The following is a 23,597-nucleotide window of genomic DNA, read 5'->3' as shown; positions in this document are numbered from 1 at the left end:
GGATCAAATCTTGGCCGCGCATTTGGCGAGAATGTCGAGGTATCCCTCGACGTTCCAAGCACTGCGGCCGATGAACAGCCCGTCGATATGCGGGCAGCTGATGAGTTCTTCGCAATTGCCGGGGTTGACCGAACCACCATAGAGGCAGGGCACTTTGCGCCCCAGCACGTCTTGGGCCACGGCAATGATTTCGGCCTGACGTGCATCCGCATAGTCCGAGGTCGCCGGAATGCCGTTTTCACCGATGGCCCAAACGGGCTCGTAGGCCAGCAGGATCTCTGCCGATTTCTGGTCGTCCGACAGTTTGGACAGGGCACCGCGTACCTGCTGCTCCAACACTTCGGCAGCGCGGCCCGCTTCGCGTTCGGGCAGGGTTTCACCGATGCAGATCAGCGGGATCATTCCGTGACGCACAGCAGCTTCGGTTTTCAGACCAACGGTTTCGTCAGTCTCGCCAAAGTGCTCGCGGCGCTCCGAATGCCCCAGTTCCACGATGTCGAGTTTACAATCCTTGAGCATCAAGGGGGACACTTCGCCGGTCCACGCGCCCTGATCGGCCCAGTGCATGTTTTGTGCGCCCACTTTGACCGAGGTCTCGGCCAGCACGTCCTTGACCTGACGGACATTGGTGAACGACGGGATCACAAAGCGCTGGATGCGCTCGTCGCGACCGCCATCCGCAACGGCCAGAGCCTCGGCAAAAACCATCGCTTCGGCGAGGGTCTTGTTCATCTTCCAGCTGGTTCCGATCCAGAATGAGGCGGTCATGTCCTTGGGTCCTTTAGTTGGCGACGATCAGGTCCACCCCGCCCTCGGCCATGGCGTCCAGCGCGGCCTGCGGAGGTGTGTCGTCGGTGATAATAGCGGTGTAATCGGTGAGGTCGCACAGCTTGTGCAGGGCAGTGCGTTCGAAACGGGTGTGGTTAATCAAAAGGCAACTCTGCCGCGCCGAGGCTTGCATAGCGCGCTTGGCGCGCACCACCTCGTCGTCCATGTGAAACGCCTCCATCCCCGCCACGGCAGGCACAGAGATAAAAGCAATATCCGCCCGCAGGCGATCCAATGCATCTTCGGTCACAACGCCAAAGTAAGCATTAAACTTCGCCGAATAAGTCCCGCCCAAGGCGATCAGCGTGATTCCGCTTTCATCCCTCAGCGCATCCATGATCGCGGCGTTATTGGTGATCACAGTCAACGGACGCTTTTCCACCAGACGCCGCCCCAATACCGCCGCGGTCGATCCGTCGTTGACCATTACCGTCATGCCGGGTTCGACCAGCTTCAGAGCCTCATCCGTCATCCGGTCTTTGGCCGCGCCACTGCGCCGTTCGCGAAACCGGAAATCGGATTCGAACTGGGTACCTGCTTCGGTCGTCGCACCGCCGCGGATTTTGCGCAGAACGCCCGCCTGCTCCAACTCGTCCAGATCGCGGTGGATGGTCATTTTCGAGACGACAAACCGCTGCGCCAGATCCTCCAGATCTACCGATCCCTGCTCGACCAGCAGGTCCATGATCGCTTGTTGGCGCTCGTCGCGTTTCATCTTCCAAACCTTTGTCTGCTTCACTTCGGCTTCAAATACCCCAGCGAAACGGTGAGTGCAGTCGTAACATCAAACATAACATGATCAACACAATTTTTGTGATTTTGTGATTTTTTCTTGTTACGAGTCGGTTTGGACGCTAACACCTCCCCAACGAAGGAGGACTGAGATGCCCAAAGACGTTCTGGTGGCTGACAAAGCCGCAATTGATCCCGCAACTTTTGCTCTGGCCAACTGCATTCGCGCCCTGTCGATCGACGCAGTCGAGGCTGCGAAATCCGGCCACCCCGGCGCGCCTATGGGCATGGCCGATGCAGCAACCGTGTTGTTCAAGAACCACCTGAAATTTGACGCTGCGAACCCCGATTGGCCTGACCGCGACCGCGTCGTCCTGTCGAACGGCCACGCGTCGATGCTGCTCTATTCGCTGCTGCACCTGACCGGCTACGAAGACATGACGCTAGATCAGATCAAAAACTTCCGCCAGAAGGGCGCGATCACAGCAGGCCACCCCGAATACGGCCATGCCAAAGGGATCGAGACCACCACCGGCCCCCTTGGCCAAGGCATCGCAAACGCCGTCGGCATGGCCATGGCAGAGCGCCGTCTGGCCGACGAATTCGGCAGCGATGTTGTCGATCACCACACGTACGTTTTCCTTGGCGACGGCTGCCTGCAAGAGGGCATCGGCCAAGAGGCGATTTCACTGGCAGGTCATCTCGGACTTGGCAAACTGATCGTTCTGTACGACGACAACGAAATCACCATTGATGGCCCGACCTCGGTGTCCTTTAGCGAAGACATCCCTGCCCGTCTGGCCGCTTGCGGCTGGCACGTGCAGTCCTGCGATGGCCACAACCCCGTTGAACTGGATGCCGCCATTACCGCTGCCAAAGCGGAAACCGGCAAACCCAGCCTGATCGCGATGAAGACCGTCATCGGCTTTGGCGCCCCGAACAAGGCTGGCACCGCCAGCTCCCACGGCTCGCCCCTTGGCGGGGACGAAGCCGCGGAGACCAAAGCGGCCTTAGGTTGGGACGCTGCGCCCTTTGAAATCCCTGCCGCTCTGTTGGACCAGTGGCGCGCGATCGGCTCCCGTGGTGCCGACGCCCGTCAGGCATGGGAAACCCGCCTCGCGGCCAAAGACGCCGACACCCGCAGCGAATTCAGCCGTCGCCTGACCGGCCAGTTGCCTGATGCCTACAAGACCGCAATGGCCAAAGCCCGCGGGGACCTGTTCGCAAACCCGCAAAAGGTCGCGACCCGCAAGGCCAGCCAGATCGCGCTGGAAGCGATCACTCCAGTCCTGCCCGAGATGATCGGTGGCTCGGCTGACTTGACCGGCTCTAACCTGACCCGCGTGCCCGCAGTCGACAGCCAGTTCACCGCAGAAAAATCCGGTCGCTATGTGGGCTATGGCGTGCGTGAATTCGCGATGGGCGCGGCCATGAATGGCATGTTGGTCCACGGCGGCCTGCGGCCCTATGGCGGCACCTTCATGGTGTTCTCGGACTATGTCCGCAACGCAATCCGCCTGTCCGCGCTGATGGAGATCCCTACCGTCTACGTGATGACCCACGACTCGATCGGCCTTGGCGAAGATGGCCCGACCCACCAGCCGGTCGAACACATGGCGTCGCTCCGCGCCATGCCCAACCTCTACAGCTTCCGCCCCGCCGACGTGGTCGAGACGCTGGAATGCTGGGACATCGCCATGCGCAGTGCGAAAACCCCGTCGCTGCTAGCCCTGTCCCGTCAGGGCGTGCCGCAGCTGCGCCTCGAGGAAACCGGCGAAAACCTGTCGGAAAAGGGCGCCTACGTCATCCGCCAGTTTGGCGAGGGCCGTGATATCACCCTGCTCGCGACCGGCACCGAAGTGTCGCTCGCGGTCGAGGCCGCAGAGGCTCTGCACGCGGATGGCAAATCCGTCGCTGTCGTGTCGATGCCAAGCTGGGAGTTGTTCGAAGCCCAAGATGATGATTATAAGGCCGCGACTCTGGGCAGTGCTCCACGCATCGCAGTCGAGGCCGCTGGCAAGTTCGGATGGACACGCTATGTGGCCCGCGAAGATGACGTGATCGGCATGACCAGCTTCGGCGCGTCGGCTCCCGCAGAGGAGCTGTATGAACAATTCGGAATTACCAAAGAGGCGATCATCGCACGTGCAAACGCACTGATGGCCTAATCAGGAGAGACCCCATGAAATTCTTCGTCGATACCGCTGTTGTCGAGGACATCAAAGAACTGAACGACTACGGCCTGCTGGACGGTGTCACCACCAACCCCAGCCTGATCGCCAAGTCGGGCCGTGACTTCAAAGAAGTGATCGCGGAAATCTGCGCACTAATCGACGGCCCCGTGTCCGCCGAAGTTGCTGCCATGGATTACGATGGCATGGTTGCCGAAGGTGACCACCTGGCACAGATCGCAGATAACGTAGTGATCAAGCTGCCGCTGACCCTCGACGGTCTGAAGGCATGCCGCTACTTCGCCAACAAGGGCGTCAAAACCAACGTCACCCTGTGCTTCAGCGCAAACCAGGCTCTTCTGGCGGCAAAAGCTGGCGCAACCTACATCAGCCCCTTCATCGGCCGCCTCGATGACATCAACATCGACGGCATGGAGCTGATCGCAGACATCCGCGCGATCTACGACAACTACGGCTTCGAGACCGAAATTCTGGCCGCATCGGTACGTACACCGAACCACGTCAAAGACGCCGCCGTTCTGGGGGCAGACGTTGCAACCATTCCGCCTGCGGTCATCAAAGGTCTGGCCAAGCACGTTCTGACTGACAAAGGTCTGGACCAGTTCGCCAAGGATTGGGCTGCAACCGGTCAGTCGATCCTGTAATACCGGGCGACAATCAGAATAGAGCAAAGCGGCCCTCGGGCCGCTTTTCCTTTTTGTGGCGATGTCGGATCAGAGTTTGAGCAGCGCCTGCGCCGTCAACTCATCCGTAATCAAGCCCTTAAGCTTGCCACTACAGAGCACGGCGTGAATGGCGGCCAGTTTATCCGCGCCACCCGCAATCGCGACGATCTCGTCGCCCTCGCCCATGCAGGCGCCAAGGGTCCGCGCTGTCAGTGTCGTTTCCATCACGGCCCCGCTTGCATCAAAGAAATGCCCCAGCATTTCCCCGCGCCCACCAGCGGCTTTGATTTCTTCAATCTCTTCGTGTTCGATCATGCCGGAATGCACCAACTGTGCATCCGGCTCTACCGTGCCAATTCCAACGATTTTCAGATCCGCGTTGTTCGCCATCTCGAACACTTCGCCCACGCCCTTCTGGTGCAGCATGACTTCACGATCCTCGACCGTGTTGGCAAAGAATGGCACTGGCATCATGAACGCAGGCGCGCCCGTTTTTTCTGCCAGCTTGTGCATCACCTCGTGCGGGTTCGCCGAGAAATTTCGTGCCAGCCCCCCCAGCAGCGACACGAAACGCTGCTTCAGCCCATCCATGCGCGGCAGTTGCTGCACACTCGCGGCCAAGGTCCGTCCGTGGGCCAGACCGATTACCGCGTGATCGCCGTGCTCTAGCTCGCGACGCAGATAGCTGGCCCCTGCCAGACCCAAAGCGCGCAGCGGCAGTCCTTCTTCGCCGATATCGGGGGCAACTTCGCAAAACTCGAGGCCAAAGCGCTCTGACAGTTGCATTTCCAGATCGACGCACTCGACGATATCGCCTTCGACAGTCACCTTGACGGCGCCCTCAGCGACGGCACGGGCGATCAGGCGGTGCGCTTTTACCGATGGCACGCCAAGACGTTTGGCGACAGCCGCTTGGGTCAAGCCGCCCGCGTAATGCAGCCACGCCGCGCGCAACGCCATGGACATCTCTGAATCGCCGTTTCCGTTTGGCTTCGCCACCGTGCATTACCGCCTTTGCAAAATTTTATTCAGTCTGAAAAATAATTCACCAAAGGTAAAGTCAACCAACAAGAAAAAGGCGACGCCACGCGCCGCCTTTCAATGTCGGATCAGAGGCCGATTGCCGCGACCATCCGGACCGCGCTTGCGGCCTCTGCACCCTTCTTGACGAAGTGGTCAAAGTAGAAACCCATGTGCTCTTGGCTGGGCTGGAAGTGGTGCGGGGTCAGCGACACAGAGTAGGTCGGCACGCCGGTCGCCAGCTGAGCGTCCATCAGACCCGTCACAACCGCTTGGGCAACGAAATCGTGGCGGTAGATGCCGCCGTCGACGACCAGCGCCGCGCAAACGATCGCATCGTATTTGCCGCTTTCCCCCAGCTTCTTGGCCAGCAGTGGCATTTCAAACGCACCGGGCACGTCGATTGCGGTCACGTCATAGTCGACGTCCGACGCATCCATATCGGCTTTGAACCCGACCAGCGCCTGATCGACGATGTCCGAGTGCCAACGTGCTTTGATGAAGGCGATATTCAGTTTTTCAGTCATGGAACCATCCTTGGTATTATCAAATGGTCCCAAGGCGATAGAAGCCACTGGCCCCGCGCATAGCGGCACCACTGACCATCCTCTTCCATCCGGACTTTAACCGTCGGCCCCGGAATTCCACCGGATCTGCTAGACCCTGCCGCTGTGGCAGGCGCTCGCGGGCTATCACCGCCGGTGGGGAATTTCACCCCGCCCTGAGAACAGTACAGATGTGCCCGCGCCGAAAGATAAGTTCAAGCGCCGCAGGCGACTTTTTCGTGCCAAACGCGGCAAAGGTCGCAACGTCGGCTTAAATATTGAGGTCCTGAATGCCGCTATCGATGTGCGGGGCCCAGAACGCGACGCTTTCCGCGATCTGTGGGATCACCTCGCGGTCATTCGGATCACGCTCTTTAAAGGACAGCTCCAGGCAGATCTCGTTGTCCTTCGCGCCGCCCTCGTCGAACGCCTTCAGCAGCGGTTCCGGCTGGATACGGCCCTTGGCGTTGAACTCGGCGGTAAAGGGACGGTGCCCGCCCTTGTCCATCAGCGACTGCTTAATGTGGATGATCGGGCTGACCTGCGGCACGGCCCGCGCCCACGCGTAGGGGTCAAAGTCATCGGGATTGTCACTGGTCACGTCGCCATGATCGATGTCGGCCATCATCCACATGGGGATCGCCATATCGGCGGCAGTCAGACGGTCTTGCAGCTTCATGCATTCAGAAATGGTCTCGCCGAACTCGCGGCCCACGCTCATCGGCTCCCAGAAGACATAGTCGAGACCCGCGCCTTTGGCGTGCTCGGCCACTTCGGCCCAGCAATCGATGGCGATCTGTATCAGGTCTTCGCGGCGCTGCGCGTCATCGAAGTCCCGATAGGTAAAGATCGCGAACTGGGTGCCGACCGAGGTGCCACCGAGGTCACCTATGATATCGGCAAAGGTCTTGAACCAGTCCACGTAATAGCGGCGCACATCCGCGTCGGGGTGACCAAAGTGATTGAGACGCCCATAAGGGCCGGTCATCCCGCTGGTCACGCGCACACCAGTACGGTCCATCGCGGCCTTCATCTGGCGGGTCAGACGGCGAATGGTATTCGCCTGCCAACTGGGATTGATGAATTCATGCGTCAACTGCAGGTCACGGATCTTCAGATCCCGCGCCACCGTTTCGATCAGATCATCGGGGTCAGCGTAGCGGTTCACCAATGGGTTGGTGTTCAAAGAAAGAGTCAGAGCCATCGTTACGCTGCCTTGTCCACGTTTGCTTCGAACCATTCGGTGAAGGCGGCCTGTTCAGCCTCGGTCATGTGCAGGCGGTGTTTGGTCCGGCGCCACAGAATATCTTCGGCGGTTTGGGCCCATTCGTTCTGCACCAGATAGGCGACTTCGGCCTCATAAAGGTTGCCGCCGAAGTGCTGACCCAATCCGTCCAGAGCCGTCGCATCGCCGGCGATCTGAGCGACACGCGTGCCGTAGAGGCGACCGTAATGCTTGCGCAGGGCACGGGGCATCCACGGGTAGTCAGCCTTCATCTTCTCGCGGAAGACCTCGTAATCGGCGTCGGGCATATCCCCACCGGGCAAAGGCGCGTGTTCGGTCCAGTCGCCCTTCATTTGCGGGAAGTAGTCAGCGATCTTGTGCAGGCCGCGCTCGGCCAACTCGCGGAAGGTGGTGATTTTGCCGCCAAAGATGTTCAGCATCGGCACGCCGTTCTGGTCATCAATGTCGAACACATAATCACGGGTCACCGCGCTGGGGTTGCCCTGCCCGTCGTCAAACAGCGGACGCACCCCCGAAAAACTGCGCACCACATCCTCGCGCCGCAGCTTTTCCTTGAAGTACCGGTTCACGGCCTTGATCAGGTAGTCGATCTCGGACTCGTCGGCGGTCACCTCTTCGGCGCGGCCTTCGTATTGGATGTCGGTGGTGCCGATCAGGGCCTTGTCGCCCTCGTAGGGGTTGATGAAGATCACGCGCTTGTCGTGGTTCTGCACCAAGTAGGCCTGCTGCCCCTCCCAGAATTTGGGAACAATGATGTGGCTGCCCTTGACCAGACGCACGTTCCGGCTGGAGTTCGAGCCGGCGACATTGTTGATCACCTGCGTGACCCACGGGCCCGCCGCGTTCACAATACATTTTGCGCGGAAGGTACGTTCCTCGCCCGTCATCGAATTCTTGGTGGTCACGGTCCATGCGCCATCTTCGCGGCGGGCGCTGGTGCAGGCGGTGCGGGTCAGAACCTCGGCCCCACGCTCGGCGGCGTCCACGGCGTTCAGCACAACCAGACGCGCATCATCCACCCAGCAGTCCGAATACTCAAAACCGCGGGTGTACTGATCCATGATCGGCGCGCCCTCTGGGTCGCGGCGCAGGTTCAGGGTACGAGTACCGGGCAGCTTCTTGCGACCGCCAAGGTGGTCGTACAGGAACAGGCCCAACCGCACGAGCCAAGCAGGCCGGTCATCGGGCGAATGGGGCAGGACAAAGCGCATCGGCCAGATGATATGGGGCGCAGCGTTCATCAGAACCTCGCGCTCGATCAGTGCCTCGCGGACCAGACGGAACTCGTAATATTCCAGATAGCGCAGGCCGCCATGGACCAGTTTGCCCGAGCGGGACGAGGTGCCTTGAGCCAAGTCATCCTTTTCGCACAGCACCACGGACAGGCCGCGACCGGCTGCATCGCGGGCCACGCCGGCGCCGTTAATGCCACCGCCAATTACAAACAGATCGACCATTTTATCAGTCATGGCTCGCTCCTTTCGGACACGAGGGTCGCGTCCAAAGTCATTTCAGTGTGTTCATCTTTGGGATCGGTCGCGTTCACCCAAGGCGCGCGGGGGTCGCCTTGCAGGGTGTCCCACACGGGCCGCAGGCTCTGACGGGCAGAGACATAGGCGGGGAAGACCTGATCGTAAATTCGAGACAGTTCAGGATCGGGCTGTTCAGCCTGCCCGAGCAATGGGGTCACCCATTCCGCGATACAATCATCCATCGTGTCATAGGCGCCGATGGCAACCGCAGCCATCATCGCGCAGCCCGCGGCACCTGCCTCTTCACGCTGGGACACCCGCACGGGGGCCTTGATGCAAGATGCCAGAATTTGGCGCAGGGCATTTGATCGCGCCGCGCCGCCCGTGATCCTGAGTTCGGTGGGGTCGGCGTCCATCGCGGTGTAGCAATCGCGCGCTGCCATCCCGAGCCCCTCGATCACGGCGCGCAGCATATCGGGGAAACGGTGATGCGCTGCAAGGCCGGTGAAACCTGCGCGGGCGTTGGCGTTCACGAACGGCCCGCGCTCGCCAGCTTCAGAGATATAGGGGTGGTACATGATCGCGCCGGGTTTGGCGCGACTGACCCAGCCTTCGATCCGGCCCACGAGATCAGAGTAGTCCACGGGCTTGCCGGTATCGCTCATCAAGTCCGCGGCTAAACGCAGAGCCCAGTCGATATTCAGTGTCGCCGCCATATTGGTCTGCACCTGCGTGACCACGTCGGGCACAGGCAGGGCAATGACATAGCCGGTGCCTTCGGCATTCAGGTGCACATCGCCGGACCGTTTCGCCTGCATATGCACGCCGGTCGAACCGATGGTCGAACACGCCGCGCCAGCGGTTCCGGTGTGGACCCCTGCCCCGAGCGCCGTCATTACCATGTCCACGTACCCCAGCGACACAGGCGTTCCGGCAAGCAGGCCGGTTTGTGCAGCCGCTTCGGCGGACAACGGATGGGTGATCTGCGTGCCGTCAATAATCTGGGGCAACAAGTGGCGGCGATGGGTCAGGCCCAATGCCTCGATCACCAAGTCATCGTATTGACGGGTGCGGAAGTTGCCAAAGGTAAAGCTGGCCTCGGAAGGGTCAGTCGCCCGTTCCCCCGTTAGACACAGATAGAGCCAGTCCTTGCAGTGCAGCGCGACCTCGGCGCCATCCAGCAGGTGCGGCGCGTAGCGATCCATGTGGGCCATCTGCGTGCCCTGCTGACATGTGTTCAAACCAGTGCCTGTCGCCTCGAACCGCGCACGGTTCAGTTCGCCTGCTGCTAGGTCTTGCACTGTCGGAGCCGCGCGGGCATCCAGCCAGAGCCAAGCGTTCGACACAGGGTGATTGCCCGCACCAACCAGCCAAGTGCCATCCCCCTGCGCTGTAACAGCCACAGCCGCCGTCCGCGCCGCTAAATCCGGTATCTTTTCGCCGAGCCCGCGCAAAGCCGTTGCGCAGTCAGTCCACGTCTGATCCAGTGATTGGCACGCAGACCCGTCAGCACCACTTAGATAGTGGTTCAAAACAGAACTCGTCCCCAGCTGGCGGCCACGCAGGTCAAAGGCCACCGCCTTGATCACCGAAGTGCCCGCGTCGATGCCGATAATGATATCGGTCATGGCCGCACTCTCGTGTCGTACCCGTTCATAGTATCCTCCCTTTCGCGTCGGACAGGCTGGTCGCTCCCCTGACCACAAACGCCATCAACAACGCGCAAAGTTCCTATGCACCCCCATAGGTGCGCTCTTCATATCACAGACATAACGCAAACATTCGGCGCTGTACATGTAATTTTTTTCTTTCGTCGTAAAAAATTTCATGTACAGTTGTCGACACACGGGGCACAGCGCCTCGCTCTCTCCGAATAGGAAGAGGCCGCATATTCCCCTTAAATTAAGGGATCGTTAGACGAATTGATGCCACATCAGCATCGCGAATCTGACGAGAATCAAACGACAGGCACCCTACTGATAGGTGCACGATCTTTTGAACGGCCTTGACCGAAAGCGTTCGATCATGAGAGAGCTACCGCAATATTTGTGGTTTATAACTTATTTATATCATCGACTACGGTCGGTGACCCGGAAGGTCCAGATGCACAGTGGAGGGTGCGGATGTTCCGGCAGAGGGAGGAAAAGAGAATGCGCCAGAACGCCCGTTCAATCCGGGATACGTCCCGTCTGATTTGCTTTCAGCAGGCATGACCCTTTCCATGTTCCCCGTCGCCGCACGTCGTCTTTCAGTCACAGGAAAGGTGAGACCGATATGAGTTACCAGTCCGAGACCCAGCATCAGATTGCCCAGAATAGCAAACGCCCTGCGATCATCTTTGGGGCGATCTGTCTGGCCGTGGTCGCCGCAATGGCCATCGACACCACCGTTGTACGCATCGGATCTGAACAGGATGTGCGCCAGCAGGGCTTCTCGCCCGAACAATTTGGGGCAGAGACGTTCCCAGAAGTGCGCGCGTTTGTTCAGGAACGTGCTGTCGACGCCAAGACCTTGTTTGACGAGGCGGTCGCCGACAAGAAAGCCGCAGGCGAGAAATACGGCGTGATGGCCGGGATCGCCCCCGTGATGCCCGTGACCTTTACTGGCGTTGTGGGCGAAGGCAAATCTGGCACCTTCTACGTCGCGATCGAGGGGATGGAAGACGCCAAGGTCCGCGTCCAGACCGGCCCTGCCGTCAACGGTACCGAATTGCGCGACGCGATGGGCACCATTTCATTCGGCGACTTTACCAACCAGATTGAATACCAGAACGCAGGCTCGGGCATTAACAACGCCATGAAGGCCGAGGTTCTGGCAGATCTGGACCGCGAAAACCTGACCGGCAAAACCATCGAGGTCACGGGCGTGTTCACCATGCTCAGCGCCAAGAACTGGTTGGTCACGCCGGTGGAGCTGTCGGTCCAATGAACGATATCCCTCAGGCAAATCCGGACACCCAAGAGGTTGTCCTTGCTGCGCGGAACGTGGCCAAATCCTATGGCAGCGTCCACGCGCTGAAGGGTGTGAACTTTGACATCCACCGCGGACAGGTCACGACCTTGTTCGGCGAAAACGGCGCGGGCAAGTCCACGCTGATGAAGGTGCTGTCCGGTGTGATCCAGCCCACCACGGGCAAGATTATGCTGGACGGCAAGCCTGTCAGCTTCACGTCGTCCAGCCACGCGCAGTCCTTGGGGATTTCGATCATTCACCAAGAACTGAGCCTCGCGCCAAATATGACCGTGCGCGACAACATCTTCTTGGGGCGCGAAATCCGCACGCCCACCGGCATCGACTACGCCGAAGAAGAGCGCCTGACCCGTCTGCTGATGGAAGAACTGGAAGAAGACATTGACCCCCTGACCCCGGTCGAGGAATTGCGTCTGGGTCAGCAGCAGATCGTCGAAATCGCGCGCGCCCTGTCGGTCAAATCGCGCATCCTGATCATGGACGAGCCGACCTCGGCCCTGTCCGCGACCGAGGTTGAGGTGCTGTTCAAGGTCATCCGCGACCTAACCAGCCGCGGCGTGTCGATTGTGTACATTTCACACCACCTCGAAGAGGCGCTCACCATCACCGACCACGCCGTGGTTTTGCGCGACGGCAACATGACCGCCTACGCACCGCGCTCGGAAATCGATCTGGAGTGGATCGTCCGCAACATGGTGGGCGAGAACTTTGATCTGGGCTCCCCGCCGTCAGGCTACGAATTTGGCGCGCCTGCCCTGTCAATTCAGGACTTGACCGTTATGGACGAGGCTGGCGCAGGCTTTGCCGTGGTCGATAACCTGTCGCTGGATGTCAAAGCAGGTGAGATCGTCTGCATCTATGGCCTCATGGGTGCCGGACGAACCGAGTTGATGGAAACCGTCGCGGGCCGCATGGGCCAAGCGGCTGGCGAAGTCCGGCTTCACGGGCACGAGGTCAGCCACCTGACAATCGCCCAACGCATCGAGTCCGGCCTGTGCTTGGTTCCCGAGGATCGCCAGCGCGACGGGTTGGTGCAGACCATGAGCGTGGGGCAGAACCTGTCTCTGGCGAGCATCCGCAAGTTCACGCGCGGGATTTTCACCTCTCGCAAGGACGAGAACCAGCTGATCGAGGACTCGATCCGTGATGTGACCGTCAAAACCGATGGTGGCGACGCGGCAATCGGATCGCTGTCGGGCGGCAACCAGCAGAAGGTCGTGATCGGCAAGATGCTGGCGACCCACCCCACTGTCATCATGCTGGATGAACCCAGCCGCGGCATCGACATCGGCGCCAAGGCCGAGGTGTTCCGCCTGCTCGCAGAGCGCGCCCGTGACGGGCTCGCCGTACTCTATTCGACCTCCGAAGTCAGTGAATGCCTGTCCATCGCCCACCGCATCATCGTCATGCACAAGGGCCATATCAGCGCAGAATTCGGACCCGACGCAACCAAAGAACAGATCATGGCCGCCTCTGGCGAGTCCGTGGCCGCTTAATCCATACGGAGTTCCCAGATCATGTCTGCACTCAGTTCATCTTCGAAATCCTCGCGCTCGGGTCTGTTTGGCGAAGGCTTTGACCTTGGTCGCTTGCTGCTCGAAGGCCGCGCCTTCTTTGCCTTGATCGCGATTATCGTGATCTTCTCGATCCTGTCGCCCTTCTACTTCTCGGTCAGCAACTTCCTGACCATGTCCAGCCACGTGGCGATCTTTGGCTTTCTAGCCATCGGTATGCTGCTGGTGATCCTGAACGGCGGGATCGACCTGTCGGTCGGCTCGACTCTCGGCCTTTGCGGCGTGGTCGCAGGCTGGCTCATGCAGGGCGTCACCATCGAGGCCGCAGGCGTCATCCTGTACCCGCCGGTTTGGGCTGTCGTCCTGCTGACGCTCGTCCTCGGGGCCATCGTCGGCGCGGTCAACGGCGTGCTCATTGCCTACTTCAAGGTCCCTGCCTTTGTTGCGACCCTTGGTGTGATGTACGTGGCGCGCGGCGTTGCGCTCTTGATGACCAATGGCCTGACCTTCAACAATCTGGCGGGCAAGCCGGAACTCGGCAACACCGGCTTTGACTGGCTCGGCTTTAACCGCATCGCCAATGTGCCGATCGGCGTAATCATTCTGGCTGTTTTGGCGATCTCAGTAGGCCTGATGCTGTCGCGCTCGTCCTTTGGCCGCTGGCTCTATGCGTCTGGTGGCAACGCCCGCGCTGCTGAACTGTCCGGCGTTCCGGTCAAGCGTGTGCAGATCGCCGTTTACATGATGTCCGGCGTATGTGCGGCTATTGCAGGACTGGTTCTGTCGTCGCAGCTGACTTCGGCGGGTCCGACCGCAGGCACCACCTACGAATTGACGGCGATCGCAGCCGTTGTGATTGGCGGCGCAGCCCTGACGGGTGGTCGCGGCACAATTCGCGGTACCATGTTGGGTGCCTTTGTTATCGGCTTCCTGTCTGACGGCCTCGTTATCATCGGGGTAAGTGCTTACTGGCAGACCGTTTTCACCGGCGCCGTGATCGTTCTGGCCGTGCTGCTGAATAGCATCCAGTACAAAGCCAAGCCAAAGAAATCCTGAATTCTGCGCAGGGGCACCCGGCAAAAGGAGGAGCCGCCCCCTGCGAGATACCCGCCGGCCCACCCGGCACAGTTTCAAACAACCAAATCCAAAGGGAGAGACCACCATGTTCACCAAAGGTAAGCAGATCCTGCTCGCAGCAGTTGCAGCCGCACCCCTGATGGCGTCGGGCGCCTGGGCAGACGGCCTGATGACCATCATCGTAAACGACCCCTCGAACCCCTACTGGTTCACCGAAGGCGCCGTCGCCAAGGCAACCGCCGAAGAGCTTGGCTACGAGACCACCGTTGGCGCACACAAGGGCGACACCAACACCGAAAGCACCCTGATCGACACTGCGATCACCAACCAAGCCAAAGCGATCATCCTTGACCCCGCGAACGCGGACGGCTCGATCGGTGCGGTGAAAAAGGCAGTAGATGCAGGCATCCCCGTGTTCCTCGTGAACGCAGAGATCAACCAGTCGGGTCTGGCCAAAGCGCAGCTGGTGTCGAACAACGCACAGGGCGCGGCTCTTGGTGCTCTGCAGTGGGTTGAAGTCGTTGGCGACGAAGGCAAGTATGTCGAACTATTCGGCGCACCCTCGGACAACAACGCACAGACCCGTTCGAACGGCTACGAAACCGTTCTGACCCAGTACCCTGATCTGGAAAAAGTGGCGATGGAAGTGGCCGACTGGGACCGCACCAAAGGCTACAACAAGATGCAGTCGATGCTGCAGGCAAACTCGGACATCAACGCTGTAATCTCGGGTAACGATGAGATGGCACTGGGTGCAATCGCTGCACTGAAAGAAGCGGGCAAGCTGGAAGGCATGACCATCGGCGGCTTTGATGGCTCGCCCGACGCAGTCGAAGCAGTGAAAGCAGGCGAAATGGCCTACACTGTTCTGCAGCCCGTTGCTGTCTTCTCGGAAGAAGCAGTGCGCCAGGCAGACCACTTCATCAAAACCGGCGAGCTGAAGGTTGCAGAAGAGAAGCAGCTGTTCGACTGCATGATCATCAACGCGGACAACGCGGACAAATACTCCGCACCGTTCGTTCTGTCCGAATAAGTCTTTCGAACAGGTTCTGATCGAAGGGGCGCCTCGTGCGCCCCTTTTTTCGTTGGCAAAACATGGTGCGCCACAACGCGGGGAAACATGCGCGGCAGAATAACTTATTCTGAGATATAGGTTTTATCTCGTGCGCCGCTTCCGCATGACAATTGCTGCCACTGTCCACCCAAAGATACCCTAATCACATTGAAATCACGCCGTTTTTCTTAGAGACCGCATTGAAACCCCGAGAGGCGACCCATGGCTGATTTGCATCCCGAAACCTGCATGGCGCTGGACATTCTGTCGAACCCGATCATGATTGCGCACTCTGACATGACGGTGAAATTCGTGAACAAGGCGGCGCTCGCGCTTTTCAGCGATCTGGAAAGCGCAATCCAGCAGGACCTGCCACATTTTCGCGTAGATAATGTGATCGGTCAGTCCATTGATCAGTTTCACAAGACCCCGTCCAAGCAGCGCGCCTTGATCGACGGCATGACCGAGCCCCACAAAGCCGGCTTCGTCCTAGGAGGTCAGACCCTGCACTTCACTGCAACGCCCAAGCACGATGCCGAGGGCAACCTGCAATGTGTGTTCGTCGAATGGGTCGACATGACCGCGACCCTCCACGCGGAACAGCAAGTCGAGACCTTGATCAGCGGCGTCGCAGGGATGGCCAAGGCCCAGGCGGACGGCAACTTTGGTGCACGCGTCGACAGTGCCTCGCTGGATCAAACCTACGCCAAGGTCGCGGACAGCGTGAACCACATGATCGGCCATCACATCGCGATCAAGGACACCATTATCAGCACAATGAAGGCATTGGCCGCAGGGGACACCAATGTGGCGATCCCGGACCTGCAAGGCGATGGGGCCCAGATCGCAGAGGCGATCGCCCAAGCACGGCAGAGCCTTGTCGACGTCTCCCAAGAAATCTCGCGCCTGACCGAAGCCATGACCAACGGCAACCTTGCGATTGACGTGAATGCTGCGACGCATCAAGGCGTCTATCAGTCGATCATTTCCGAATTCGCCAAGGCGTTTGATGGGCTCAATGCGAAGGTGAGCAACCTGAATACGCAGGTCGAACAGATGACAGGCGGGATCACGGATGTGACAGAAACAGCCCAAGATTTGAACCGCATCTCATCCCAGCAGTCCGAAAACGTCGAACGGATTGCAGCGAGTGTCGAAGAGACCGACGCCATGGTCCAAGCCAACGCCGAAGCGACCCGTGGGTCGAGCGGGCTGGTGCGCGACGCTATGTCTATCGTCACAGGCGGCAAAGACAAAGTCACCCAAATGGTAACCGCGATGGAGGATATCCAGAAGTCCTCGGGTGATATCAGCCGCATCATTAAGGCAATTGACGACATTGCCTTCCAGACCAACCTCTTGGCCCTGAACGCAGCGGTTGAGGCCGCACGCGCAGGGCAACACGGTCGCGGCTTTGCTGTTGTGGCTCAGGAAGTCCGCAATCTCGCCGGACGGTCGGCCAAAGCGGCACAGGAAACCTCGGACCTGATCGCTGATTCAACCAAGCGTGTCTCTCACGGCGCGGAGTTGGCCGCAGACACCGAGACGTCTTTCGTGACCATCGCCGAGACGATCGCGAAGATCGAGGCAGAAACCCAGCGCATCGAACAGTCCAGCCAAGAGCAATCACGCGGCACGTCGCAGATCAGCACGGCTTTGGGCGAACTGACGAGCACGACACTCCAGAACACCAAGCAGGCGGAAAACATGGCGCAATCCGCGCAGACCATGCAAGACGCGATGCGGCAAGTGCAGGCTGTGCTGAATCAGTTCACCTTGCGTGAGAGTACCGGAGAATTGGATCTGAATAACCTGTCGCCAGAGATGGCGGCGAAGATCCAAGCCTATCTGGCGGCGAACGCGTGATCCTTTAGTCGTCGTCGGGCAAGGTTTCACCCGCGGCCTTGAGCCGGCCAGCCAGTTGGCTCATGGCGCGATACACCTCTCCGGCTTCAGGATGCCACGCTGACACTTCTGCCCCTTGGCGGGTCAAGACATCTTGATCCCCTCGCGCCGCCGGTCCTGTCAGCGCCGCAGCGGGCCCAAGCCGTGCCACATTCGCAGCCGCCCCAGCGAGGAGCTTGTCCCCGAGCGCCGCTGCCACCACATCCGGTACGCCCGCCTCTGCCCACGCCTCTGCCGCTATGGCCTGCAGCACCACAGCAAAGTTGTTCGAGAATACCGCCGCCGCGTGGTAGAGCGCCTTTTTCTCGGCATTCACGGGAAACGGTTGCCCCCCGACTTGCGCGATCAGGTCCGAGATGAGCGCCACCGCTGCGGCATCTCCTTCGACGGCGCAATAGGTTCCTGTGAACTGATCGCGTGCTGTTTGGGGATCCGCAAAACTCAGGACGGGATGACAGCTTGCCACTTGCCAACCAGCCTGCGCGAGTGGGGCCAGAGCCTGAGATGAAAAGAAGCCGCTGCAGTGGATCACAACAGACGGCTCCGCGCCCGAGTCCACCAGCGCTTCTGCCGCAGCGGTGATCTGATCGTCCGGCACAGTCAGAAACCATAGGTCCGCAGGTTCCATGTCCGACAGCCGAGTAACAGCCTGCCCTACCCCGGCAAGCCCCACTGCGCCATTGGCGGACTCGGGCGACCGGCTGTAAACCGACTGAACCCGAATGCGATCGGACTTTTGAAACAAGAGCATCAAAGTCTGCGCCACTTTGCCTGCTCCGACGACGTTGACTCGCAACATTTCGACTCCAATCCGGTTGACGCAAGGGAATGCTTCGCGCTTGACCCAAGGGCGCGCTAGCCTTGCATTAAAGGGTACTTCGCTCAATTTCCACGCGTCTCTAGGGACTTAGTAAAAATTTTTTACCACTGGAAAAATTTTTGTTGTCTTTATTGATCAGGTGGTCAAATACTCGCGGCCATGCAGAGTGAAGCACCCACAATTCTGGACAAACCCACGGGGCCAAAGCTTGGCGCGCTGATCCGAAAGCGGCGCAAAGGGCTGGGGATGACCCTGCAGGGCCTGAGCGAGGCCGCAGGAGTTTCGGTCGGGTATGTCAGTCAGATCGAACGGGATCTGGCGGTGCCGACACTTGGCACTCTGGCGCAACTGGCCGAAGGGTTGGACGTGCGGCTGGAGTATTTTATCAAAACACACAAACCGACCGATGCGATCAGCCGCGCCGCACAGCGCGAGCAGTTTTCGCTGGCCGGGTCCTCGATCACCTACGAGGCCCTGAGCAACGATTACCCGGGGTCGGAAATGTCGTCCTACATCATGCACGTTCCAGCGGGCTACCAGTCCGAGACCGTGTCCCATGAAGGCGAGGAGATCATTTATATTCTCGAGGGGCAGATCGAACAGTCTCTCGACGGTCAGACCTTTACCATGCGTCCCGGAGACAGCCTGCACTATAGCGGCACTGTTCCTCACGCATGGGCCAACCTGACCGACCATCCGGCGCGCATACTCTGGACCGGAACGCTCAGCGTTTTGACGGTCAATGACCAGCGTCGGCTCCCCCCCGCCTCGACCGAGGGCGAGGGTTAAGTTTCCGGCCCATCGCGGCCGGAGAGCAGATCCGCACAAGCGGGCACACGGTGCATCAGACACCGGAAATCCACACCATTAGATTCAACATGGAGGTTGATCGAATGTTACTTAAGGCAAAAATGCTAGGCATGGCTGCGGCTATGGCTCTGACCGCTGGCGGCGCTCACGCGCAAGCTCTGGTCTACTGCTCCGAAGGGTCGCCCGAGGGTTTTGACCCCGCGCTCTATACTGCTGGCACCACCTTTGATGCGTCCAGCCACCCGATCTACAATCAGCTGGTCGAATTCAAAGTCGGCACCACCGAGACCCAGCCCGGCCTGGCCGAAAGCTATGAGGTTTCGGAAGATGGCATGACCATCACCTTCAATCTGCGTCAGGGCGTGAAATTCCACTCGAACGACATGTTCACCCCGACCCGCGACTTCAACGCGGACGACGTGATCTTTACCTTTGATCGCCAAGGCAACCCCGAGAACCCCTACAACGAAGTGTCCGGCGGTACTTGGGAATACTTCAACGGCATGTCGATGCCCGACCTGATCAAAGAGATCGAAAAGGTTGACGACTACACCGTTGCCTTCCACCTGAACCGCCCCGAAGCGCCGTTTATCGCGAACATGGCGATGGACTTCGCTTCGATCGTTTCCAAAGAATACGCGGATGCCATGCTCGAAGCAGGCACCCCCGAGATGGTAAACCAAGCGCCCATCGGCACCGGTCCGTTCACGTTCCAAGCCTACCAGAAAGACGCTGTAGTTCGCTACGTGCGCAACGACGACTACTGGGGTGATCCGGCCAAAGTCGAAGCGCTGATCTTTGCGATCACGCCCGACGCGTCGGTCCGTTACCAGAAGGTTCAGGCTGGCGAGTGCCACGTCATGGCCTACCCGAACCCCGCTGACATCGAAGCGATGAAGGCTGACGACGGCGTCGAAGTACTGGAGCAAGAGGGCCTGAACGTCGGCTATCTGGCCTACAACACTCAGGTTGCCCCCTACGATAACCCCACCGTCCGCAAGGCGCTGAACATGGCGATCGACAAGCAGGCGATCATCGATGTGGTGTTCCAAGGCTCTGGCCAAATCGCCAAGAACCCGATCCCGCCGACCATGTGGTCTTATAGCGATGCGACCGTCGATGATGCGTATGATCCCGAGGCCGCCAAGGCGATGCTCGAAGAAGCGGGCGTCAGCGATCTGTCGATGAAGATCTGGGCAATGCCCGTTCAGCGTCCCTACAACCCCAACGCCCGCCGCATGGCAGAACTGATGCAGTCCGACTTTGCCGAAATCGGCGTTGACGTAGAGATCGTGTCCTACGAATGGGGCGAGTATCTGGAGCGTTCGAAAGCCACCGACCGTGACGGCGCAGTCCTGCTGGGTTGGACCGGTGACAACGGTGATCCGGACAACTTCCTTGCTGTTCTCTTGGGCTGTGACGCTGTGGGCGGCTCGAACCGCGCCCAGTGGTGTAACGAAGAGTTCGACGAAGTCGTGAAGGCCGCCAAGGTGACCAGCGACCAAGCCGAGCGCACCAAGCTCTATGAAGAAGCTCAGGCGATCTTCAAGGATCAGGCACCTTGGGCCACCATCGCGCACTCGGTTGTATACATGGTCACCCGCCCCGAGGTTGACGGCTACGTTGTGCACCCGCTGGGGGGTCACATCTTCAACCAAGTTGGCCTGAAGTAAGCGAACGTTTGACAATCGGGATCGGCGCGCACTCCTGCGCCGGTCCCTTTTTTGCATTATTCCCGAGGGACACATGACTGGCACACTCTCTGACAGGCTGGCCGATTACTCCGCCGTGGCGCGTAGCCTTGGCGTCGACGCAGTCGCGCTGGTCCCCGGCCCGAATTTCACCCGCGTGGTCCACCACCCGTTCATGAGCAATGAGCGTCCATTTCTGCTGGCCGCTTGCGCGGATGGACGCGCTGCGGCGATCGTCCCTAATCTGGAGCTGCAAAGCTGGGAGCTCGTCGGCTTTGACGGACCCGTATTTGATTGGCGCGATCAGACCGGCTACGCCGAGGCATTTACGGGCTTCATGGACTACCTGAACGCCGACAGCATCGCAGTCGAAGGTCAAGTCATGCGGGTTTTTATCCACCACGCGATGACTGCCGCCCGCGCTGATGTGCAAATCGTGGACGCAGAGCGCGAAATCTCGGCCCTGCGGATGATCAAAACGCCCGAAGATATCGAGGCCATGCGCACCGCAATCCAGATTTCCGAACGCGCTTTAGAACGCACCCTCGAAACGATCCAGATGGGCCACACTGAAAAGCAGATTGAGCAGGCGCTGGTCCTGAACCTGTTCGCCGAGGGCGCATCTGACCACGCCTTTCGCCCGATCGTCGCCGCCGCTGAAAACTCTGCCCGTCCCCACGCCGAGGCCCGCGATGTCCCGATCAAATCCGGCGACGCGCTGCTGTTTGACTTCGGCGCCCGCTGGGGTGGGTTCTGTGCGGATATCACGCGCACCTTTTTCGTTGGCCATGTCGCAGACGAAGACGCGGAACTGTACGATACCGTCCGCCGCGCCAACAACCGTGGCCACGAGATTGCTCGTGGCGGCATCACCGCGCACGAGATCGACGATGCGGTCACGGGCGTGCTCGAAGCGTCGCCCTTTGCCGAATACATCCGGACCAAGACCGGCCACGGTCTGGGCCGCGAAGTCCACGAAGCCCCCTACATCATGCGCGGCAACCACATGACACTGCCTGCTGGCACCGTCTTCACGAACGAGCCCGGCCTCTACGTCCCTGGACGTCTCGGGGTGCGGATCGAAGATGACGTGCTGATCACCGACGCAGGGAGCACATCCCTTACAACCTTCCCGACCGAACTACGGGTGCTGGAATGCTGAAATATTTCGCCTCGCGTCTTCTGACGTTTATCCCAACCTTTATCGGCGTCACGCTGATTTCGTTTGCCTTTATCCGTCTGCTGCCCGGTGATCCGATTATCGTGATGGCAGGTGAACGCGGCATGTCCCCCGAACGCCACGCAGAGCTGACCGCCCAATACGGGTTCGACCAGCCGATGTACGTGCAGTTCTGGAATTACCTGACCGGCGTTGTCCAAGGCGACTTGGGCAATTCGTTTGTGACCAAGCGTCCGGTGTGGGACGAGTTCTTTGCCCTCTTCCCCGCGACGCTGGAGCTGTCGCTATGCGCGATGATTTTCGCTGTGGCTCTGGGCCTGCCCGCAGGCGTGATCGCCGCCGTGAACCGCGGCAAGTTCTTTGACCGCGCGTTGATGTCCACCGCGCTGATCGGATATTCGATGCCGATCTTCTGGTGGGCGCTGCTGTTGATCATCGTATTCTCTGGCATCCTGCAATGGACGCCCGTGTCGGGGCGGATTGATCTGGTCTACTACTTCCCCAATGCGAGCGGCTTTATGATCTACGACGCGATCATGTCCGGCCAGTCGGGCGCGCTGTGGTCCGCCATTCGCCACCTGATCCTGCCGACCATCGTTCTAGGAACCATCCCTCTGGCAGTCATCGCCCGCCAGACCCGCTCTGCAATGCTCGAGGTGTTGGGCGAGGACTACATCCGCACCGCCCGTGCCAAGGGCATGTCGCCATCGCGCATCAATGCTGTCCACGCCCTGCGCAACGCGCTGATCCCCGTGATCACTGTGATTGGCCTGTCCGTGGGCACCTTGCTGGCCGGCGCAATCCTGACCGAGACGATCTTTAGCTGGCCTGGCATCGGCAAGTGGATGGTCGATAGCATCTTCCGCCGCGACTACCCCGTGGTCCAAGGCGGCCTGCTGCTGATCGCTGTGATGGTGATGATTGTGAACCTGACTGTCGATGTCCTGTATGGCATCATCAACCCCAAGATTAGGAAACGCTGATGACCGAGATGTCTAACACTCCGTCCCGTCCCAGCGCCCTGCGTGAATTCTGGTACTACTTCCGCGAAAACCGTGGCGCCGTGATCGGCCTGTGGGTCTTTGGCGCCTTTTTGATCGTGGCCGCACTGGCCCCCTATATCGCGCCCCATGACCCAACCATGCAGTATCGCGGCAACATCCTGCAGCCCCCTGTTTGGCAAGAGGGCGGCACTTGGCAATTCCCGCTGGGAACCGACCCCTTGGGCCGTGATATGCTGTCCCGCCTGATCGTCGGCGCACGGTTCTCGTTCTTTGTCGGCATCGTGGTGGTCTCGATCGCCTCGGCTGGGGGGATCATAATCGGGCTTTTAGCGGGCTTTGCGCCGCAATGGCTCGACACCATCATCATGCGCCTGATGGACATCATTCTGGCGTTCCCTTCGCTGCTGCTGGCGCTGGTGCTGGTGGCGGTTCTGGGGCCGTCGCTGACCAACGCGATGATCGCCATCGCCATCGTCTTGCAACCCCACTATGTCCGCTTGACCCGCGCCTCGGTGATGTCCGAACGGCAAAAGGACTACGTGACTTCAGCCCGTGTGGCGGGTGCTGGCCTGATGCGCCTGATGTTCATCACCGTGCTGCCCAACTGTTTGGCCCCGATCATCGTGCAGGCGGCGCTGTCTTTCTCGACCGCCATTCTGGACGCGGCGGCCTTGGGCTTTCTGGGGATGGGCGCGCAGCCCCCGACCCCTGAATGGGGCACCATGCTGGCCGAAGCGCGTGAGTTCATTCTGCGCGCGTGGTGGGTCGTGACGTTCCCCGGTGTGGCCATCCTGATCACCGTTCTGGCGATCAACCTGATGGGCGACGGTCTGCGCGACGCCCTTGATCCCAAGCTGAAAAGGAGCTGAGAC

The 23,597-nt window shown here is 59.8% G+C and carries 20 protein-coding genes and 1 riboswitch; of the genes, 12 read left to right on the top strand and 8 right to left on the bottom strand.

Translation table 11 applies throughout. The features are described from left to right. Window positions 1-3: 3 nt before the first annotated feature. Together N4A58_RS18260 and N4A58_RS18255 are read right to left on the bottom strand one after the other, a co-directional pair. Window positions 4-768 (bottom strand): triose-phosphate isomerase, encoded by a 765-nt coding sequence (locus tag N4A58_RS18260; protein ID WP_293712355.1) that lies wholly within the window; start codon window positions 766-768, stop codon window positions 4-6. Between the two features lie 13 nt (window positions 769-781). Next, on the bottom strand, window positions 782-1,543 hold the full coding sequence (locus tag N4A58_RS18255) for a DeoR/GlpR family DNA-binding transcription regulator (RefSeq protein WP_072705355.1): 762 nt from the start codon (window positions 1,541-1,543) through the stop codon (window positions 782-784). A gap of 169 nt (window positions 1,544-1,712) precedes the next feature. Between N4A58_RS18255 and tkt the strand changes: the two genes are divergently transcribed. Continuing rightward, a complete protein-coding gene (tkt, locus tag N4A58_RS18250) occupies window positions 1,713-3,728 on the top strand; it encodes a transketolase (RefSeq protein ID WP_293712352.1) in 2,016 nt (671 codons plus the stop codon). A 14-nt stretch (window positions 3,729-3,742) separates the two neighbouring features. Then, a complete protein-coding gene (gene fsa, locus N4A58_RS18245; RefSeq protein WP_293712349.1) occupies window positions 3,743-4,396 on the top strand; it encodes a fructose-6-phosphate aldolase in 654 nt (217 codons plus the stop codon). 69 nt (window positions 4,397-4,465) lie between these two features. Here fsa and N4A58_RS18240 read toward each other — a convergent pair whose 3' ends face one another. From N4A58_RS18240 to N4A58_RS18220, 5 genes are all read right to left on the bottom strand, one after another. Then, on the bottom strand, window positions 4,466-5,377 hold the full coding sequence (locus N4A58_RS18240) for a sugar-binding transcriptional regulator (protein ID WP_293712346.1): 912 nt from the start codon (window positions 5,375-5,377) through the stop codon (window positions 4,466-4,468). 149 nt (window positions 5,378-5,526) lie between these two features. Continuing rightward, complete coding sequence (locus tag N4A58_RS18235) at window positions 5,527-5,964, bottom strand: 6,7-dimethyl-8-ribityllumazine synthase (protein WP_293712343.1); 438 nt, start codon at window positions 5,962-5,964, stop codon at window positions 5,527-5,529. Between the two features lie 73 nt (window positions 5,965-6,037). Further along, a riboswitch (FMN riboswitch) is annotated at window positions 6,038-6,170 on the bottom strand. An 83-nt stretch (window positions 6,171-6,253) separates the two neighbouring features. Further along, on the bottom strand, window positions 6,254-7,186 hold the full coding sequence (locus tag N4A58_RS18230; protein WP_293712340.1) for a TIM barrel protein: 933 nt from the start codon (window positions 7,184-7,186) through the stop codon (window positions 6,254-6,256). Window positions 7,187-7,188: 2 nt separating this feature from the next. Further along, a complete protein-coding gene (locus tag N4A58_RS18225; RefSeq protein WP_293712337.1) occupies window positions 7,189-8,697 on the bottom strand; it encodes a glycerol-3-phosphate dehydrogenase in 1,509 nt (502 codons plus the stop codon). Beyond that, window positions 8,694-10,328, bottom strand: a complete 1,635-nt coding sequence (locus N4A58_RS18220; protein WP_293712334.1) for an FGGY-family carbohydrate kinase — start codon at window positions 10,326-10,328, stop codon at window positions 8,694-8,696. The genes N4A58_RS18225 and N4A58_RS18220 overlap by 4 nt, the downstream gene beginning before the upstream one ends. 646 nt (window positions 10,329-10,974) lie before the next feature. Here N4A58_RS18220 and N4A58_RS18215 point away from each other — a divergent pair. From N4A58_RS18215 to N4A58_RS18195, 5 genes are all read left to right on the top strand, one after another. Beyond that, a complete protein-coding gene (locus tag N4A58_RS18215) occupies window positions 10,975-11,628 on the top strand; it encodes a DUF2291 family protein (protein WP_072705336.1) in 654 nt (217 codons plus the stop codon). Beyond that, the gene (locus N4A58_RS18210; RefSeq protein WP_293712331.1) at window positions 11,625-13,166 is read left to right on the top strand and encodes a sugar ABC transporter ATP-binding protein; all 1,542 of its coding nucleotides are present in this window, start codon (window positions 11,625-11,627) and stop codon (window positions 13,164-13,166) included. Before N4A58_RS18215 ends, N4A58_RS18210 begins: the two co-directional genes overlap by 4 nt. A gap of 21 nt (window positions 13,167-13,187) precedes the next feature. Next, entirely contained in the window at window positions 13,188-14,240 is a 1,053-nt protein-coding gene (locus tag N4A58_RS18205; RefSeq protein ID WP_293712328.1) for an ABC transporter permease, read from the top strand. Between the two features lie 106 nt (window positions 14,241-14,346). Then, window positions 14,347-15,294 carry a D-ribose ABC transporter substrate-binding protein gene (locus N4A58_RS18200; RefSeq protein ID WP_072705328.1) on the top strand — a complete coding sequence of 316 codons (948 nt, stop codon included), beginning with the start codon at window positions 14,347-14,349 and terminating at the stop codon, window positions 15,292-15,294. Window positions 15,295-15,537: 243 nt separating this feature from the next. Then, the gene (locus tag N4A58_RS18195) at window positions 15,538-17,181 is read left to right on the top strand and encodes a methyl-accepting chemotaxis protein (RefSeq protein ID WP_293712325.1); all 1,644 of its coding nucleotides are present in this window, start codon (window positions 15,538-15,540) and stop codon (window positions 17,179-17,181) included. 4 nt (window positions 17,182-17,185) lie between these two features. Here the strand turns inward: N4A58_RS18195 and N4A58_RS18190 are convergent, their stop codons facing one another. Beyond that, window positions 17,186-18,019 carry a Rossmann-like and DUF2520 domain-containing protein gene (locus N4A58_RS18190; RefSeq protein ID WP_293712322.1) on the bottom strand — a complete coding sequence of 278 codons (834 nt, stop codon included), beginning with the start codon at window positions 18,017-18,019 and terminating at the stop codon, window positions 17,186-17,188. Between the two features lie 180 nt (window positions 18,020-18,199). On the opposite strand from N4A58_RS18190, the gene N4A58_RS18185 reads away from it, so the two are divergent. The 5 genes from N4A58_RS18185 to N4A58_RS18165 all read left to right on the top strand — a co-directional run bounded on the left by N4A58_RS18185 (window position 18,200) and on the right by N4A58_RS18165 (window position 23,594). Then, window positions 18,200-18,829 (top strand): helix-turn-helix domain-containing protein, encoded by a 630-nt coding sequence (locus tag N4A58_RS18185; protein ID WP_293712320.1) that lies wholly within the window; start codon window positions 18,200-18,202, stop codon window positions 18,827-18,829. Between the two features lie 122 nt (window positions 18,830-18,951). Further along, a complete protein-coding gene (locus N4A58_RS18180; protein ID WP_293712382.1) occupies window positions 18,952-20,523 on the top strand; it encodes an ABC transporter substrate-binding protein in 1,572 nt (523 codons plus the stop codon). Between the two features lie 73 nt (window positions 20,524-20,596). Then, window positions 20,597-21,703: a Xaa-Pro peptidase family protein gene (locus N4A58_RS18175; protein WP_293712317.1), complete on the top strand. Its 1,107-nt coding sequence runs from the start codon at window positions 20,597-20,599 to the stop codon at window positions 21,701-21,703. Beyond that, on the top strand, window positions 21,697-22,704 hold the full coding sequence (locus N4A58_RS18170) for an ABC transporter permease subunit (protein ID WP_072705310.1): 1,008 nt from the start codon (window positions 21,697-21,699) through the stop codon (window positions 22,702-22,704). The genes N4A58_RS18175 and N4A58_RS18170 overlap by 7 nt, the downstream gene beginning before the upstream one ends. After that, window positions 22,704-23,594 carry an ABC transporter permease subunit gene (locus N4A58_RS18165; RefSeq protein WP_293712313.1) on the top strand — a complete coding sequence of 297 codons (891 nt, stop codon included), beginning with the start codon at window positions 22,704-22,706 and terminating at the stop codon, window positions 23,592-23,594. Before N4A58_RS18170 ends, N4A58_RS18165 begins: the two co-directional genes overlap by 1 nt. The last annotated feature ends 3 nt before the right edge of the window (window positions 23,595-23,597 follow it).

The sequence above is a fragment of the Donghicola sp. genome (genome assembly GCF_025210255.1).
Classification (GTDB): Bacteria; Pseudomonadota; Alphaproteobacteria; order Rhodobacterales; family Rhodobacteraceae; genus Donghicola; species Donghicola eburneus.
Note: the sequence above shows the minus strand (reverse complement) of the source record. Positions and strands in the feature narration are given on the sequence as shown.